This window comes from Pseudomonas sp. NFACC13-1, assembly GCF_900104425.1.
Classification (GTDB): Bacteria; Pseudomonadota; Gammaproteobacteria; order Pseudomonadales; family Pseudomonadaceae; genus Aquipseudomonas; species Aquipseudomonas fluorescens_AA.
The window spans coordinates 63,656-79,473 of sequence record NZ_FMXV01000007.1; the positions used below are offsets into that span (position 1 = coordinate 63,656).

Genomic DNA, 15,818 nt, shown 5'->3' on the forward strand with positions numbered 1-15,818 from the left:
CGCGATTCTATCAGGCCCGGGCGCGCAAGGCTAAAGAGAAGGACGGATCAGCGTCAGACTGTGGCAATGGCCGGCCAGATAATCGTCGATGCAACGGATGATCAGCTCGCTGCGCCAGTGCTCGCGCCGCTCGAGCAGTTCGTCGCGGGTCAGCCATTTGGCGCCGAGGATGCCGTCGTCCAATTGATACTCGGGGTGGTGTTGCAAGGCCTTGGCGGCGAAACAGACACGTTGGTAGGTCACACCGTTGCTGGGGGCGGTGTACAGGTAAATGCCGGTCACGCCGGTGGGCTCGACGTCCCAGCCGGTTTCTTCCAGGGTTTCGCGCACGGCGGCTTCGATCAGCGTTTCGTTCGGGTCCAGGTGTCCGGCGGGCTGGTTGAGCACCGCGCGTCCGCCCTTGGATTCTTCCACCATCAGGAAACGGCCGTTGTCCTCGACGATGGTGGCGACGGTGATGTGGGGTTGCCAGTCCATGGGGTTCCTTTAATTTCTCGGAGGGAATATGGGCCACCGTGGAGCGAGCTTGCTCGCGATAGCGGCGGGTCAATCGATATTAAATGAATGACCAATCGCCGTCCCGAGCAAATGCCCACGCCTATGGTTATGTTTCCCTTGTCAGCGATGCTGGCCCATGCAAGGTTTGGACGCCCTTAAAGGGCAAGGCATATCGCATTGGGAAAGTGGTGTTCGTTGTAGGTGAATGCTCGGATATCGCACAGTTTGCTTGTGAATGATTTAATTGTCATGGTGACCTGTTTGTCGAGTGTGTCGTGATCGAACTCGACGACAGCCGTCGTTTCCGAAAACCCGTCTTTTATAGTCAGGGTTGTGATTCCGGGAGGGTAGTTCTTGTCCGGTGTGAGGTAGTATCCGGTGGCCGCACTTGGATTGCCCTCGCCGTGTCGATCAATTTTTTTTATTTTCTCTGGAGACTCTTCCAGGTATACGTCGCAGCCCGAAAAATAGAGATTGACGTTGGATAAAAAAGAAAATTTATCCGTGTCTGCGAAAACGATTTGCGACACTTTTTTTTGGGGGGCGGGATGCACAGGGTCGGCTGAAGGGCATTGAATGATCTGGCCGTTGATCTGAACCTCGGACTCCCTGTCGGCCTCATCTCTCGCTTGCTCGGTGGGCTCTCCCGGCTTGCGCATTGTAAGTTCGATCATGCGGAGAAAATCATCGAAGATAAAATAGAACGCTTCGACCGAGGCGCCCGGTGAGTTGGTTGAGTAGGTGACTTGATTTCCAAACTTGGTCGCATTGAATCGGTATTCGGCGGATGCGCTTTTAAACAGTAATTCATGGGAGGCAGTGGCGTAGCTGTATCGCTGGCCATGGTCATTGGTACGAACGTCGGTAGAGTATCTTCCACCCGTAGAGCTGATCTTGCTCACTTCATAATAGGCGAAGGGCTCATTGTCATGGTCTCTTTTATAGAGGGTTGGGGAAACTGTCAGCTCCAGAAAGCTCCAGTTACCAATAGAGAAGTGCCTTTGGGCGGGGAGGGTTACTTGCGCATTGTTTTTCATGGTGTGCTTCCTCAACGGATGCGAATCAGGTAATGAGTTTTTAGCGTGTCGTTCGTTAAAAACTCAAACCAGGAAGGATTGCTATCGCTACACAGGCGATTCGAGCAACCCGGTTTCGCTCCACTTGAGGTCGATACCGCTGCAGGCAGTTCAGAATGCTGCCCGATCTGACGCTCTCTCGTTCTCTTGCCGAGACATCCCGCATCCACAAACGCTGAAAGGGTGTGCTTGGATCAAGCCGGGGCTTTCGGCGCTCATGCTTTACTTCATGCGCCTTCAGTGAAGAGGGCGTACTTAGAACGATGCTTTTAAGGCTAGGCTGTCTCGTTGTTCTGTCAAGGCGAGCCTGGGTAGCCAGCATGAGTGAGTCAAAAGAGGGTGAAGGGCGGCTGTGCCTTCTGTGGGAGTCGAGCTTGCTCGCGATAGGGTGGGGCTGCTTGCATCGATGTTGAATGTGCAGCCGTCATCGCGAGCAAGCTTGGCTCCCACAGGCAGGAAGTGCTGGGGTCGGAAACACAAACCCCGGCACAAGGCCGGGGTTCGTGGTGTTCCCTTACAACCTTACACCAGCGCAGCAATCGCCGCGTTGAAGGTGCTGCTCGGGCGCATGGCCTTGCTGGTCAGCTCGGGGTTGGCGAAGTAGTAACCGCCGATGTCCACGGGCTTGCCCTGCACGGCATTGAGTTCGGCAACGATCTTTTCTTCGTTGTCGGTCAATGTCTTGGCCAGGGAAGCGAACTGGGCCTTGAGGGCTGCGTCGTCGTCCTGGGCGGCCAGTGCCTGGGCCCAGAACAGGGTCAGGTAGAAGTGGCTGCCGCGGTTGTCGATGCCGCCGACCTTGCGCGAAGGCGACTTGTTGCGGTCCAGGAACTCACCGGTGGCCTGGTCGAGGGTCTTGGCCAGCACCAGGGCTTTCGGGTTGTTGTAGGTCACGCCCAGGTGTTCGAGGGACGCGGCCAGGGCCAGGAACTCGCCCAGGGAATCCCAGCGCAGGAAGTTCTCTTCCAGCAACTGCTGAACGTGCTTGGGCGCCGAGCCGCCAGCGCCGGTTTCGAACAGGCCACCGCCGTTCATCAGCGGCACGATCGACAGCATCTTGGCGCTGGTGCCCAGTTCCATGATCGGGAACAGGTCGGTCAGGTAGTCGCGCAGCACGTTGCCGGTCACCGAGATGGTGTCCTTGCCTTCGCGGGTGCGGCCCAGGGTGAACTTCATCGCGTCGACAGGCGACATGATGCGAATGTCCAGGCCGCTGGTGTCGTGGTCCTTCAGGTAGGTCTGGACTTTCTCGATGACGACGCCGTCGTGGGCGCGCATCGGGTCCAGCCAGAAGATCGCCGGGGTGCTGCTGGCGCGGGCACGGTTGACGGCCAGTTTGACCCAGTCCTGGATCGGCGCGTCCTTGGTCTGGCACATGCGGAAGATGTCGCCAGCCTCGACGTTCTGCTCCAGCAACGTGCGACCGGTGTTGTCCGAAACGCGGACCACGCCGTCGGCCTTGATCTGGAAGGTCTTGTCGTGGGAGCCGTATTCTTCGGCTTTCTTGGCCATCAGGCCGACGTTCGGCACGCTGCCCATGGTGGTAGGGTCGAAGGCGCCGTGTTGCTTGCAGTCTTCGATCACCGCCTGGTAGATGGTGGCGTAGCAGCGATCCGGGATCACGGCCTTGGTGTCGTGCAGTTGGCCGTCGGTGCCCCACATCTTGCCGGAGTCACGGATCATGGCCGGCATCGAGGCGTCGACGATCACGTCGCTCGGCACGTGCAGGTTGGTGATGCCTTTGTCGGAGTTGACCATCGCCAGGGAGGGGCGCGCCGCGTAGACCGCCTGGATGTCGGCTTCGATCTGCGCCTGTTGCTCGGCCGGCAGGGCCTTGATGCGGGCGTACAGGTCGCCGATGCCGTTGTTCAGGTTGAAGCCGATCTGCTCCAGCACTTGTGCGTGCTTGGCCAGGGCGTCTTTATAGAACTCGGCAACGATCTGGCCGAACATGATCGGGTCGGAGACCTTCATCATGGTGGCCTTGAGGTGAACCGACAGCAGCACGCCTTTTTGCTTGGCGTCTTCGATTTCAGCGGCGATGAAGTCGCGCAGGGCGTTCTTGCTCATCACGGCGCAGTCGAGGATCTCACCGGCTTGTACGGTGGTTTTTTCCTTCAGGACAGTGGCAGTGCCGTCCTGGGCGATCAGCTCGATTTTCACACTGCCGGCGGCGTCGATCAGGGCGGCTTTTTCGCTGCCGTAGAAATCGCCGGTGCTCATGTGGGCTACGTGGGACTTGGAGTCCGCGGCCCAGGCGCCCATCTTGTGTGGGTGCTTGCGTGCGTAGTTCTTGACCGACAGCGGTGCGCGGCGGTCGGAGTTGCCTTCGCGCAGGACCGGGTTCACGGCGCTGCCCTTGACCTTGTCGTAACGGGCACGAGCGTCTTTCTCGGCGTCGGTGGTCACGGTTTCCGGGTAGTCCGGCAGCGCGTAGCCCTGGGCCTGCAATTCCTTGATCGCGGCCTGCAGTTGCGGCACCGAGGCGCTGATGTTCGGCAGCTTGATGATGTTGGCTTCAGGCGTAACGGCCAGGTCGCCCAGTTCGGCGAGGTGGTCGGCTACGGCTTTGTCACCCAGTTGCTCGGGGAAGCTGGCCAGGATGCGCCCTGCGAGGGAGATATCGCGGGTTTCCACGGCGATATCGGCCGAAGCGGTAAAGGCTTCGACGATCGGCAGCAGCGAATAGGTGGCGAGGGCAGGCGCTTCGTCGGTGAAGGTATAGATGATCTTCGAGCGGGTGGGCATATTCGGATTAACTCTCTTCTTTGCTAAAGCATGCGCAGAAACTCGAGGGGCGCCGGGTAAGCGCGTTCGTTCAAAGTCATCCGTGAACCGAATGTCGAGGTTTCTTCGCGGTGATGTTGGGTGCATCAGTCGAGCGTCAAGCGGTTGGGCCGCGGTAACGGTCCGGCTTTTAAGTTGGCGGAAAGTCCTGTGATAGAGCCGTCAGCCGTCGTGACCCTGTGGTCAGCGGCGGCATTATACATAGGTAGCTGGCGATCTGCCGATGGTTCATAGACTTCCGTACACGTCCATTGGTCTAAACGTCGCAGTACCCCTGGGGCGGACTATGCTCATGTTTGGCGCTTTTCCCTTGGTTTTCAGGGTTGTACGCGGCGAAGTGCAACGCTTTGCCGCCGATGGGCCTAACGTAGGGTTTGCGTGCCGATTCAACTGGGGTACGCTCGAACGCAGCCAGATGTTCAATCCAAGCAATGGAGTTCAGCATGGGGTATCAAAAGATTCAGGTTCCAGCCGTCGGTGACAAAATCACCGTCAATGCAGACCATTCTCTTAATGTTCCCGACAACCCGATCATCCCCTTCATCGAAGGCGACGGCATTGGCGTCGATATCAGCCCGGTCATGATCAAGGTTGTGGACGCTGCGGTTCAGAAGGCCTATGGCGGCAAGCGCAAGATTTCCTGGATGGAAGTCTATGCCGGTGAGAAAGCGACCCAGGTCTACGACCAGGACACCTGGTTGCCCCAGGAAACCCTGGATGCGGTCAAGGACTACGTGGTTTCCATCAAGGGCCCGCTGACCACGCCGGTCGGTGGCGGTATCCGTTCGTTGAACGTAGCGCTGCGCCAGCAGCTCGACCTGTATGTCTGCCTGCGGCCGGTGCGCTGGTTCGAAGGTGTGCCAAGCCCGGTCAAGAAGCCTGGCGACGTGGACATGACGATCTTCCGCGAGAACTCCGAGGACATCTACGCGGGCATCGAGTGGAAAGCCGGCTCGCCCGAAGCCACCAAGGTCATCAAGTTCCTGAAAGAAGAAATGGGCGTGACCAAGATCCGTTTCGACGAGGATTGCGGCATCGGCGTCAAGCCGGTTTCCAAACAGGGCACCAAGCGCCTGGCTCGCAAGGCCCTGCAATATGTGGTCGACAACGACCGCGATTCGCTGACCATCGTGCATAAAGGCAACATCATGAAGTTCACCGAAGGTGCCTTCAAGGAATGGGCCTACGAAGTGGCGGCCGAAGAGTTCGGCGCGACCCTGCTCGACGGCGGGCCGTGGATGCAGTTCAAGAACCCGCGGACCGGCAAGAACGTCATCGTCAAGGACGCCATCGCCGATGCGATGTTGCAGCAGATCCTGTTGCGTCCGGCCGAGTATGACGTGATCGCCACCCTGAACCTGAACGGTGACTACCTGTCCGACGCCCTGGCGGCGGAAGTGGGCGGTATCGGTATCGCGCCGGGTGCCAACCTGTCCGACACCGTGGCGATGTTCGAAGCCACCCACGGTACCGCGCCCAAGTATGCCGGCAAGGACCAGGTCAACCCGGGCTCGCTGATCCTGTCGGCGGAAATGATGCTGCGCCACATGGGTTGGACCGAAGCGGCCGACCTGATCATCAAGGGCACCAACGGCGCGATTTCGGCCAAGACCGTGACCTATGACTTCGAACGCCTGATGGAGGGCGCCAAGCTGGTATCGTCCTCGGGCTTCGGTGATGCCCTGATCTCGCACATGTAAGCGAATCGGCGCATAGCGCGAATGCCCGGCTCGAGTGATCGAGCCGGGCATTTTCATTCAGGCGGGGTGGCGACTGCCGGTCAATGGGGCTCGGTGACCCTGGCAATGGCATTGACAGGGGCGGGCGAGTCTTCGGCGAGGACAACCTTGATGTTGACCGCGTGCAGGCCCTTGGGCCCCTGGATGACGTTGAATGTCACAGGCTGCCCAGCCTTCAGGGTCTTGTAGCCGTCCATCTCGATCGCCGAAAAATGGGCGAACAGGTCTCCAATATCCTTGCCGTCCGCAAGAATGAAACCGTAACCCTTGGCATTATTGAACCATTTCACCTTACCCTTCATCTTGACGACCGACATAACCCATTTCCCTCTGCAACGCACTCCATCACTGGAGTATCATCCAGTCCATCCGCAGGCTAATCTTGTTAACAGGATAGATTCCACGGACCTTTTTAACCCACGATGGGCTCTATTGGTTGTAACACCGTTTTCCCGATAGTCAAGGTGGCTCCGGTGGTCGTGGTTGAAATCGCCCACAAGCGCCCCCATCACTGTATTCGCCAACTAAACGAACCTTTCTTTCCATGCATGCAGTCAGCCAGATTCGACTAACATTCAATCAGGATCGCCCGGATCTACACGACGACGATTCCGCAGGCATTGCTGTTCAGGAAGCAAAGCCCGCATTACAGGCGCCACCGATGTACAAGGTGGTTTTGTTCAACGATGACTACACACCGATGGATTTCGTCGTCGAAGTGCTCGAGGTGTTTTTTAACCTGAATCGGGAGCTGGCGACCAAGGTCATGCTGGCCGTCCATACAGAGGGACGGGCAGTATGTGGAGTGTTTACCCGCGACATCGCCGAGACGAAGGCCATGCAGGTCAACCAGTACGCCCGGGAAAGCCAGCATCCGCTACTCTGTGAAATCGAGAAGGACGGTTAACGCCGACCACTTGGGTATGAGGTGAAGCTATGTTAAACCGCGAGCTCGAAGTCACCCTCAATCTTGCCTTCAAGGAGGCTCGTTCGAAGCGTCATGAGTTCATGACCGTCGAGCACCTGCTGCTGGCCCTATTGGATAACGAGGCTGCCGCCACCGTTTTGCGTGCCTGCGGCGCGAACCTCGATAAACTCAAGCATGATCTGCAGGAGTTCATCGACTCCACCACGCCATTGATCCCCGTGCATGACGAGGATCGTGAAACCCAGCCAACCCTGGGCTTCCAGCGTGTCCTGCAGCGTGCTGTCTTCCACGTACAGAGCTCGGGCAAGCGTGAAGTCACCGGCGCCAACGTGCTGGTTGCCATCTTCAGCGAGCAGGAAAGCCAGGCGGTGTTCCTGCTCAAGCAGCAGAGCGTTGCGCGTATCGATGTCGTCAACTACATCGCCCATGGCATCTCCAAGGTGCCGGGGCATGGCGATCATTCCGAAGGTGAGCAGGATATGCAGGACGACGAGGGCGGTGAGTCTTCTTCTTCAGGCAACCCATTGGATGCCTATGCCAGCAACCTGAACGAACTGGCGCGCCAGGGCCGGATCGATCCGTTGGTCGGGCGCGAGGCGGAAGTCGAGCGCGTGGCCCAGATCCTGGCCCGGCGTCGCAAGAACAATCCATTGCTGGTGGGCGAGGCAGGCGTGGGCAAGACCGCGATTGCCGAAGGCCTGGCCAAGCGCATCGTCGATAACCAGGTGCCGGACCTGCTGGCCAACAGCGTGGTGTACTCCCTCGACCTGGGCGCCTTGCTGGCCGGTACCAAATACCGCGGCGATTTCGAGAAGCGCTTCAAGGCGTTGCTCGGTGAACTGAAAAAACGTCCGCAGGCGATCCTGTTCATCGACGAAATCCATACCATTATCGGTGCCGGGGCGGCGTCGGGCGGGGTCATGGATGCGTCGAACCTGCTCAAGCCGCTGCTGTCGTCGGGTGATATCCGTTGCATCGGCTCGACCACGTTCCAGGAATTTCGCGGGATCTTCGAGAAAGACCGCGCCCTGGCCCGGCGTTTCCAGAAGGTCGATGTGTCGGAACCGTCGGTGGAGGACACCATTGGCATCCTGCGCGGCCTGAAAGGGCGTTTCGAGCTGCACCACAACATCGAATACAGCGATGAAGCCTTGCGTGCGGCGGCTGAACTGGCCTCGCGCTACATCAACGACCGGCACATGCCGGACAAGGCCATCGACGTCATCGACGAAGCGGGTGCCTACCAGCGCCTGCAGCCCGTGGAGAAACGCGTCAAGCGCATCGAAGTGCCTCAGGTCGAGGATATCGTGGCGAAAATCGCGCGTATTCCGCCCAAGCACGTCACCAGTTCCGACAAGGAACTGCTGCGTAACCTGGAGCGTGACCTGAAGCTGACGGTGTTCGGCCAGGATGCGGCCATCGACTCGCTGTCGACCGCCATCAAGCTGTCCCGCGCCGGTCTCAAGTCGCCGGACAAACCGGTGGGCTCGTTCCTGTTCGCCGGTCCTACCGGGGTCGGCAAGACCGAGGCGGCGCGACAGTTGGCCAAGGCGATGGGCATCGAGCTGGTGCGCTTCGACATGTCCGAGTACATGGAGCGCCATACCGTATCGCGTCTGATCGGTGCGCCTCCGGGTTATGTCGGTTTCGACCAGGGCGGCCTGTTGACCGAAGCCATCACCAAGCAACCGCACTGCGTATTGCTGCTCGACGAAATCGAGAAGGCGCATCCGGAAGTCTTCAATCTGCTCCTGCAGGTAATGGACCACGGTACGCTGACCGATAACAACGGGCGCAAGGCGGACTTCCGCAACGTGATCCTCATCATGACCACGAACGCCGGTGCTGAAACCGCAGCTCGCGCTTCGATCGGTTTCACTCATCAGGACCACTCGTCCGATGCGATGGAAGTGATCAAGAAGAGCTTCACGCCTGAGTTCCGCAATCGCCTGGACACCATTATCCAGTTCGGTCGCCTCAGTCATGAAGTCATCAAGAGCGTGGTGGACAAGTTCCTTACCGAACTTCAGGCGCAGCTCGAAGACAAGCGTGTGTTGCTGGAGGTTACCGATGCGGCTCGCAGTTGGCTGGCCGAAGGTGGTTACGATGTGACGATGGGTGCGCGGCCGATGGCTCGCTTGATCCAGGACAAGATCAAGCGTCCGCTGGCGGAGGAGATCCTCTTTGGCGAGCTGGCCGAGCATGGCGGTGTGGTTCACATCGACATCAAGGACGGCGAACTGACCTTCGACTTCGAAACCACGGCCGAAATGGCCTGATCGTTGACTGCAACAAAGCAAAAGGCGCCGAAAGGCGCCTTTTTGCTGTTGCTGGCTGTTGTGGGCATGGCACAAGATTGTGTTTCACCGCTAATCCCTTGTGGGAGGAGCGAGCTTGCTCGCGATAGCGGCGGATCAGCTTGCATCAATGCCGAATGTACCGCCACCATCGCGAGCAAGCTCGCTCCCACAGGGGAGGCTGTATGTTTCTGAAGATTGGGCAAATCGCAGGCAAACAAAAACGCCCGGCATCTAGCCGGGCGTCTTGCATTGACTTGTTAGCGAGCGCGGTAAGTGATGCGCCCTTTGCTCAAGTCATAGGGCGTCAGCTCGACGCGCACTTTGTCACCGGTAAGAATACGAATGTAGTTCTTGCGCATCTTGCCGGAGATATGCGCGGTTACGACGTGCCCATTTTCCAACTCCACACGAAACATGGTGTTGGGCAGGGTGTCGACGACAGTGCCTTCCATTTCGAAGCTGTCTTCTTTCGACATGCAGTAAAGCCCTCGGTGTCCAGTGAATGGCCCGGTGCAACTGCGCCAGGCAAAAGCGGCGTGCATTGTGCCCGAAAAAGGGGGGTCAAGCCAAGGGGTTCTAGCTTTTAAGCCAAAGGGTTCTAACTCAGGACGACCCATCGCTGGTTAATCAGCAATTCGATAGGCCGATATTGGGTCTTGTAGTTCATTTTCTTGCAGTTCTTGATCCAGTAGCCCAAGTACACCGCTTCCAGCCCCAGGCGCCGGGCTTCGTTGATTTGCCAGAGAATGGCGAAGCGCCCCAGGCTGCGCCGTTCTTCTTGCGGCTCATAGAAGGTGTAGACCGCTGAAAGGCCGTTGGGCAGCAGGTCTGTGACAGCGATGGCGACCAGTCGCCCCTCCAGCCGGAACTCATAGAAGCGGGAAAACGGCAGGTCGCGCACCAGGAAGGTCGAGAACTGATCCCGGCTGGGCGGGTACATGTCGCCATCGGCATGGCGTTGTTCGATGTAGCGTTGGTACAGGTCGAAGTATTCCTCGGTGAACTGCGGCTTGACCGGGCGGACCTGAAGGTCGGCGTTGCGCTTGAAAATGCGTTTCTGCTGGCGATTGGGTAAAAATTGCGCCACGGGAATGCGCGCCGGGACGCAGGCGTTGCAATGCTGGCAATGGGGCCGGTAGAGATGATCGCCACTGCGACGAAAGCCCATTTCCGACAGGTCTGCGTAGACATGCACATCCATGGGCTGGCTAGGGTCGAGGAACAGCGTCGTGGCCTGCTCCTCCGGCAGGTAACTGCAAGAGTGGGGCTGAGTGGCATAGAACTTCAAACGCGCCAACTCGGTCATGATCGGCCCTCGGAATAAGCTTTGGATTTAATTGTAAGCCAGGAGCGCGAATGTCGCTCAGCAAACCCATGTTGCCTGGTTGGGCAGGTCCAGATGCGCCTTTAGATAGCCCGCAAATTCGGTGCGTGGAATTGACCGAGCGCCCAGGCTGTGCAGGTGCTCGGTGGGCATCTGACAGTCGATCAGCACGAACCCGGCGGCCTTGAGGTGTTGGACCAGGGTGGCGAAGCCGAATTTCGACGCATTGTCGGCCCGGCTGAACATGGATTCGCCAAAAAACAACTGGCCCATGGCCAAGCCATACAGGCCGCCCACCAGCAGACCTTGGTCCCAGACTTCCACCGAATGAGCGAAGCCGCGTCGGTGCAGTTCCAGATAAGCGGTTTGCATGGCGTCGGTGATCCAGGTGCCTTCGGCATAGTCTCGCGGCGCCGCGCAGGCCTGGATGACCGCGGCAAAATCCCGATCGAACGTCACTTCATAACGCTGCTTGCGCAACAGTTTGCCCAGGCTGCGGGATATGTGCAGTTCGTCGGGAAACAACACCGTGCGTGGATCCGGCGACCACCACAGGATTGGTTGCCCCTCGGAAAACCATGGGAAGCAGCCGTGGCGGTAGGCCTGGATCAGCCGGTCGGCGGATAGATCGCCACCGGCGGCCAATAATCCGTTGGGATCGCGCATGGCTTTTGCCAGTGGCGGAAATTCGAGGCTGTTGCGTTGTAACCAGGTCAGCATGGGTGTCCGGCTTTGTAGAAGGGGAGGGCGGCAGATGCGGGGCTCGCCCGTCAGCGAGCACCCGCCTGGAAGGTTAACCGTCAAACGGCAGGGATGTCATCGAGATACTTCTCCGCGTCGAGTGCGGCCATGCAGCCGGCGCCAGCGGAGGTAATCGCCTGGCGATAGACATGGTCGGCCACGTCGCCTGCGGCGAATACACCTTCGATATCGGTCGCGGTGGCGTTGCCTTCGCTGCCGCCGTGCACGAGCAGGTAGCCGTCGCGCATCGTCAACTGGCCCTGGAACAGATCGGTATTGGGTTTATGGCCGATGGCGATGAACACCCCGGCGAGGGACAAGGTGCTGGTTTCGCCGGTCTCGCTGTGCCGCAGGCGCGCGCCGGTCACGCCGCTGGCGTCGCCCAGGACTTCATCCAGGTTCTGGTTCCAGTGCAGCTTGATGTTGCCGCTGGTGGCCTTTTCGAAGAGTTTGTCCTGGAGGATTTTCTCGGCGCGCAGCTTGTCGCGGCGGTGGATCAGGTGCACTTCCCTGGCGATGTTCGACAGGTACAGGGCTTCCTCGACCGCGGTATTGCCGCCGCCGACGACCGCTACCACCTGGTTGCGATAGAAAAAGCCGTCGCACGTCGCGCACGCCGAAACCCCTTTGCCGGCGAAGCTTTCTTCCGAGGGCAGCCCCAGGTACTGGGCCGAGGCGCCGGTGGCAATGATCAGCGCATCACAGGTGTAGATGCCGCTGTCGCCGATCAATTCGAAGGGGCGCTGCTGCAACTTGGCGGTGTGGATATGGTCGTAGACGATCTGCGTGTCGAAACGCTCGGCGTGCCGTTGCATGCGCTCCATCAGGACCGGGCCGGTCAGGCCTTCGACATCGCCGGGCCAGTTATCGACTTCCACGGTGGTGGTGAGCTGGCCACCGGCCTGCAGGCCAGTAATGACAACGGGTTTGAGGTTGGCGCGGGCGGCATAGACAGCCGCGCTGTACCCCGCAGGGCCGGAACCCAGAATGATCAGGCGTGAATGCTTCACTTCGCTCATAAAAACACCTCATAAGCCTTTGTCACAAAAGAGAATGCATGGTCCAATTGGTGCAGACAAACCCGTACAATGCCGGGGTTTTGAACGCGGGATGGGCTAAAGATCAACATTTTCGGCCACGCCTGCAGTTTTCTGGATGCACCTCACAGTGGTAAAAGTAGTACCGGTTGTGCACATTCACTTTTTTACCTGCTCGTCATGGGCAGTTTTTTATAGTCATTCAACAGATGGACGCGCCGTTGGCGCAGGAAAAGAAGCGTTTTGAAGAAATCCACCGCAGCACCCAAACCAGTCGTTCCGCTCTGGCGCCAGCAATTGCACTACCGGCTCAAGGAAGGTGCATTGATCGCCATCGGTGCCCTGTGCCTGTTCCTGATGATGGCCTTGCTGACCTACGGCAAGGACGACCCGGGCTGGAGCCATAACAGCAAGATCGACGACGTGCAGAATTTCGGCGGTCCGGCCGGTTCCTACAGCGCCGACATCCTGTTCATGGTGCTGGGCTATTTCGCCTACATTTTCCCGTTGCTGCTGGCGATCAAGGCCTACCAGATCTTCCGCCAGCGCCACGAGCCGTGGCAGTGGAGCGGCTGGCTGTTCTCCTGGCGCCTGATCGGCCTGGTGTTCCTGGTGTTGTCGGGGGCCGCGCTGGCCCATATCCATTTCCATACGCCCACCGGCTTGCCGGCCGGGGCGGGTGGCGCGCTGGGGGAAAGCCTCGGCGACCTGGCCAGGAACGCCCTGAACATCCAGGGCAGCACGTTGTTGTTCATCGCCCTGTTCCTGTTTGGCCTGACGGTATTCACCGACCTGTCCTGGTTCAAGGTCATGGACGTCACCGGCAAGATCACCCTCGACCTGATCGAACTGATCCATGGCGCCGTCAACCGCTGGTGGGCGGCGCGCACCGAGCGCAAGCAACTGGTGGCGCAACTGCGTGAAGTCGACGACCGCGTCCACGACGTGGTGGCCCCGACGACGCCGGACAAGCGTGAGCAGGCCAAGGTCAAGGAACGCCTGATCGAGCGTGAGCAGGCCTTGAGCAAGCACATGTCCGAGCGCGAAAAACAGGTGCCGCCGGTCATCACCATGGCCCCGGCCAAGCCGCCGGAGCAGAGCAAGCGGGTGCAGAAAGAGAAACAGGCGCCGCTGTTCGTCGACAGTGCGGTGGAAGGCACCTTGCCGCCGATCTCGATCCTGGACCCGGCCGAGAAGAAGCAGCTCAATTATTCCCCCGAATCCCTGGCGGCCGTCGGCCACCTGCTGGAGATCAAGCTCAAGGAGTTCGGGGTCGAGGTGTCGGTGGATTCGATCCACCCGGGCCCGGTGATCACCCGCTACGAAATCCAGCCCGCCGCCGGCGTGAAGGTCAGCCGCATCGCCAACCTGGCGAAGGACCTGGCGCGTTCCCTGGCCGTGACCAGCGTGCGAGTGGTGGAGGTGATTCCCGGCAAGACCACCGTGGGTATCGAGATTCCCAACGAAGACCGCCAGATCGTGCGTTTCTCCGAGGTGCTGTCGACGCCTGAGTATGACAACCACAAGTCGCCGGTCACCCTGGCCCTGGGCCACGACATCGGCGGCAAGCCGGTCATCACCGATCTGGCGAAGATGCCCCACCTGCTGGTGGCCGGTACCACCGGTTCCGGTAAGTCGGTGGGCGTGAACGCGATGATCCTGTCGATCCTGTTCAAGTCCGGTCCGGAAGACGCCAAGCTGATCATGATCGACCCGAAAATGCTCGAACTGTCGATCTACGAGGGCATCCCGCACTTGCTGTGCCCGGTGGTCACCGACATGAAGGACGCCGCCAACGCCCTGCGCTGGAGCGTCGCCGAGATGGAGCGCCGCTACAAGCTGATGGCGAAGATGGGCGTGCGCAACCTGTCGGGCTTCAACGCCAAGGTCAAGGAGGCCGAAGAGGCCGGTACGCCATTGAGCGACCCGTTGTATCACCGCGAGAGCATCCACGACGAGGCGCCGCTGCTGCACAAGCTGCCGACCATCGTGGTGGTGGTGGACGAATTCGCCGACATGATGATGATCGTCGGCAAGAAGGTCGAAGAACTGATCGCCCGTATCGCCCAGAAGGCCCGTGCGGCCGGTATCCACCTGATCCTCGCCACGCAGCGGCCGTCGGTGGACGTGATCACCGGCCTGATCAAGGCCAACATCCCGACCCGCATGGCGTTCCAGGTATCGAGCAAGATCGACTCGCGGACCATCATCGACCAGGGTGGCGCCGAGCAGTTGCTGGGGCATGGTGACATGCTCTACATGCCGCCGGGCACCAGCCTGCCGATTCGTGTGCACGGTGCGTTCGTTTCCGATGACGAAGTGCACCGCGTGGTGGAAGCCTGGAAGTTGCGTGGCGCCCCAGAATACAACGACGACATCCTCAACGGTGTCGAAGAAGCCGGTAGCGGTTTCGAGGGCAGCAGTGGCGGCGGTGACGACGACGCTGAAACCGATGCGCTCTATGACGAAGCGGTGCAGTTCGTCCTGGAAAGCCGCCGGGCCTCCATTTCCGCCGTCCAGCGCAAGCTGAAGATTGGCTACAACCGCGCCGCCCGCATGATCGAAGCCATGGAAATGGCCGGGGTGGTGACGGCCATGAACACCAACGGCTCGCGCGAAGTACTGGCGCCGGGCCCGATGCGCGACTAATGACCCGGGCGGCCTGCCGAAGCGCCGCTCGAACCCCCACGACTTCATGAGGACTCCCATGCGCCTGATTCGCATGTTGCTGTTGCCCGTACTGGCCTTGTCTACCTTGTCGGCCCACGCCGGCGAAAAGGACGTGGCTCGCCTGACCCAATTGCTGGGCGGCTCCCAGACCCTGACTGCACGTTTCTCCCAGTTGACCCTCGATGGCAGTGGCACCCAATTGCAGGAAACCGCCGGCGACATGGCGCTGCAGCGCCCGGGCCTGTTCTACTGGCACACGGATGCGCCAGCCGAACAACTGATGGTGTCCGACGGCAAGAAAGTCTCCCTGTGGGACCCGGACCTGGAACAGGTGACCATCAAGACCCTCGACCAGCGCCTGACCCAGACACCGGCGTTGCTGCTCTCCGGCGACATCTCCGAGATCAGCCAGAGCTTCGACATCAGCGCCAAGGAAGCGGGCGGCGTGATTGACTTCACCCTCAAGCCCAAGACCAAGGACAGCCTGTTCGACAGCCTGCGCCTGTCGTTCCGCAATGGCCTGGTCAACGACATGCAATTGATCGACAGTGTCGGCCAGCGCACCAATATCCTGTTCACCGGGGTCAAGGCCAACGAGCCGATCGCCGCGTCCAAGTTCAAGTTCGACATCCCCAAGGGTGCCGATGTGATCCAGGAATAAACACTGGCCCCCTGTTGGAAATGGCCTATGGGAAAAGGTCTGTGGGAGCAAGGCTTG

At 59.7% G+C, this 15,818-nt stretch carries 13 protein-coding genes; 5 read left to right on the forward strand and 8 right to left on the reverse strand.

The features are described 5' to 3' along the window. Window positions 1-30 precede the first annotated feature (30 nt). From BLQ55_RS11650 to BLQ55_RS11660, 3 genes are all read right to left on the reverse strand, one after another. Window positions 31-477: an NUDIX hydrolase gene (locus tag BLQ55_RS11650; protein ID WP_092196969.1), complete on the reverse strand. Its 447-nt coding sequence runs from the start codon at window positions 475-477 to the stop codon at window positions 31-33. A 176-nt stretch (window positions 478-653) separates the two neighbouring features. Continuing rightward, a complete protein-coding gene (locus BLQ55_RS11655) occupies window positions 654-1,535 on the reverse strand; it encodes a hypothetical protein (protein ID WP_092253927.1) in 882 nt (293 codons plus the stop codon). A 561-nt stretch (window positions 1,536-2,096) separates the two neighbouring features. Further along, window positions 2,097-4,322, reverse strand: a complete 2,226-nt coding sequence (locus tag BLQ55_RS11660) for an NADP-dependent isocitrate dehydrogenase (protein WP_092253929.1) — start codon at window positions 4,320-4,322, stop codon at window positions 2,097-2,099. 482 nt (window positions 4,323-4,804) lie between these two features. Here BLQ55_RS11660 and icd point away from each other — a divergent pair, with 482 nt between their 5' ends. Further along, window positions 4,805-6,061: an NADP-dependent isocitrate dehydrogenase gene (gene icd, locus BLQ55_RS11670; RefSeq protein WP_060741560.1), complete on the forward strand. Its 1,257-nt coding sequence runs from the start codon at window positions 4,805-4,807 to the stop codon at window positions 6,059-6,061. 80 nt (window positions 6,062-6,141) lie between these two features. Here the strand turns inward: icd and cspD are convergent, their stop codons facing one another. Beyond that, entirely contained in the window at window positions 6,142-6,417 is a 276-nt protein-coding gene (gene cspD, locus BLQ55_RS11675; RefSeq protein ID WP_092196957.1) for a cold shock domain-containing protein CspD, read from the reverse strand. 227 nt (window positions 6,418-6,644) lie between these two features. Here cspD and clpS point away from each other — a divergent pair, with 227 nt between their 5' ends. Further along, window positions 6,645-7,007, forward strand: a complete 363-nt coding sequence (clpS, locus tag BLQ55_RS11680; protein ID WP_003180089.1) for an ATP-dependent Clp protease adapter ClpS — start codon at window positions 6,645-6,647, stop codon at window positions 7,005-7,007. A gap of 29 nt (window positions 7,008-7,036) precedes the next feature. Further along, window positions 7,037-9,307, forward strand: coding sequence for an ATP-dependent Clp protease ATP-binding subunit ClpA (gene clpA, locus BLQ55_RS11685; RefSeq protein WP_072406802.1), 2,271 nt, complete (start codon window positions 7,037-7,039; stop codon window positions 9,305-9,307). A 278-nt stretch (window positions 9,308-9,585) separates the two neighbouring features. Here clpA and infA read toward each other — a convergent pair whose 3' ends face one another. The 4 genes from infA to trxB all read right to left on the reverse strand — a co-directional run bounded on the left by infA (window position 9,586) and on the right by trxB (window position 12,412). Next, window positions 9,586-9,804, reverse strand: a complete 219-nt coding sequence (gene infA, locus BLQ55_RS11690; RefSeq protein ID WP_002553999.1) for a translation initiation factor IF-1 — start codon at window positions 9,802-9,804, stop codon at window positions 9,586-9,588. A 122-nt stretch (window positions 9,805-9,926) separates the two neighbouring features. Next, window positions 9,927-10,634, reverse strand: a complete 708-nt coding sequence (locus BLQ55_RS11695) for an arginyltransferase (protein WP_092196954.1) — start codon at window positions 10,632-10,634, stop codon at window positions 9,927-9,929. 57 nt (window positions 10,635-10,691) lie between these two features. Continuing rightward, a complete protein-coding gene (aat, locus tag BLQ55_RS11700) occupies window positions 10,692-11,372 on the reverse strand; it encodes a leucyl/phenylalanyl-tRNA--protein transferase (protein WP_092196951.1) in 681 nt (226 codons plus the stop codon). Window positions 11,373-11,452: 80 nt separating this feature from the next. Then, window positions 11,453-12,412 carry a thioredoxin-disulfide reductase gene (trxB, locus tag BLQ55_RS11705; protein WP_092196948.1) on the reverse strand — a complete coding sequence of 320 codons (960 nt, stop codon included), beginning with the start codon at window positions 12,410-12,412 and terminating at the stop codon, window positions 11,453-11,455. Between the two features lie 261 nt (window positions 12,413-12,673). Between trxB and BLQ55_RS11710 the strand changes: the two genes are divergently transcribed. Beyond that, on the forward strand, window positions 12,674-15,079 hold the full coding sequence (locus BLQ55_RS11710; RefSeq protein WP_092196945.1) for a DNA translocase FtsK: 2,406 nt from the start codon (window positions 12,674-12,676) through the stop codon (window positions 15,077-15,079). A gap of 58 nt (window positions 15,080-15,137) precedes the next feature. Beyond that, on the forward strand, window positions 15,138-15,761 hold the full coding sequence (gene lolA, locus BLQ55_RS11715; RefSeq protein ID WP_092196943.1) for an outer membrane lipoprotein periplasmic chaperone LolA: 624 nt from the start codon (window positions 15,138-15,140) through the stop codon (window positions 15,759-15,761). The last annotated feature ends 57 nt before the right edge of the window (window positions 15,762-15,818 follow it).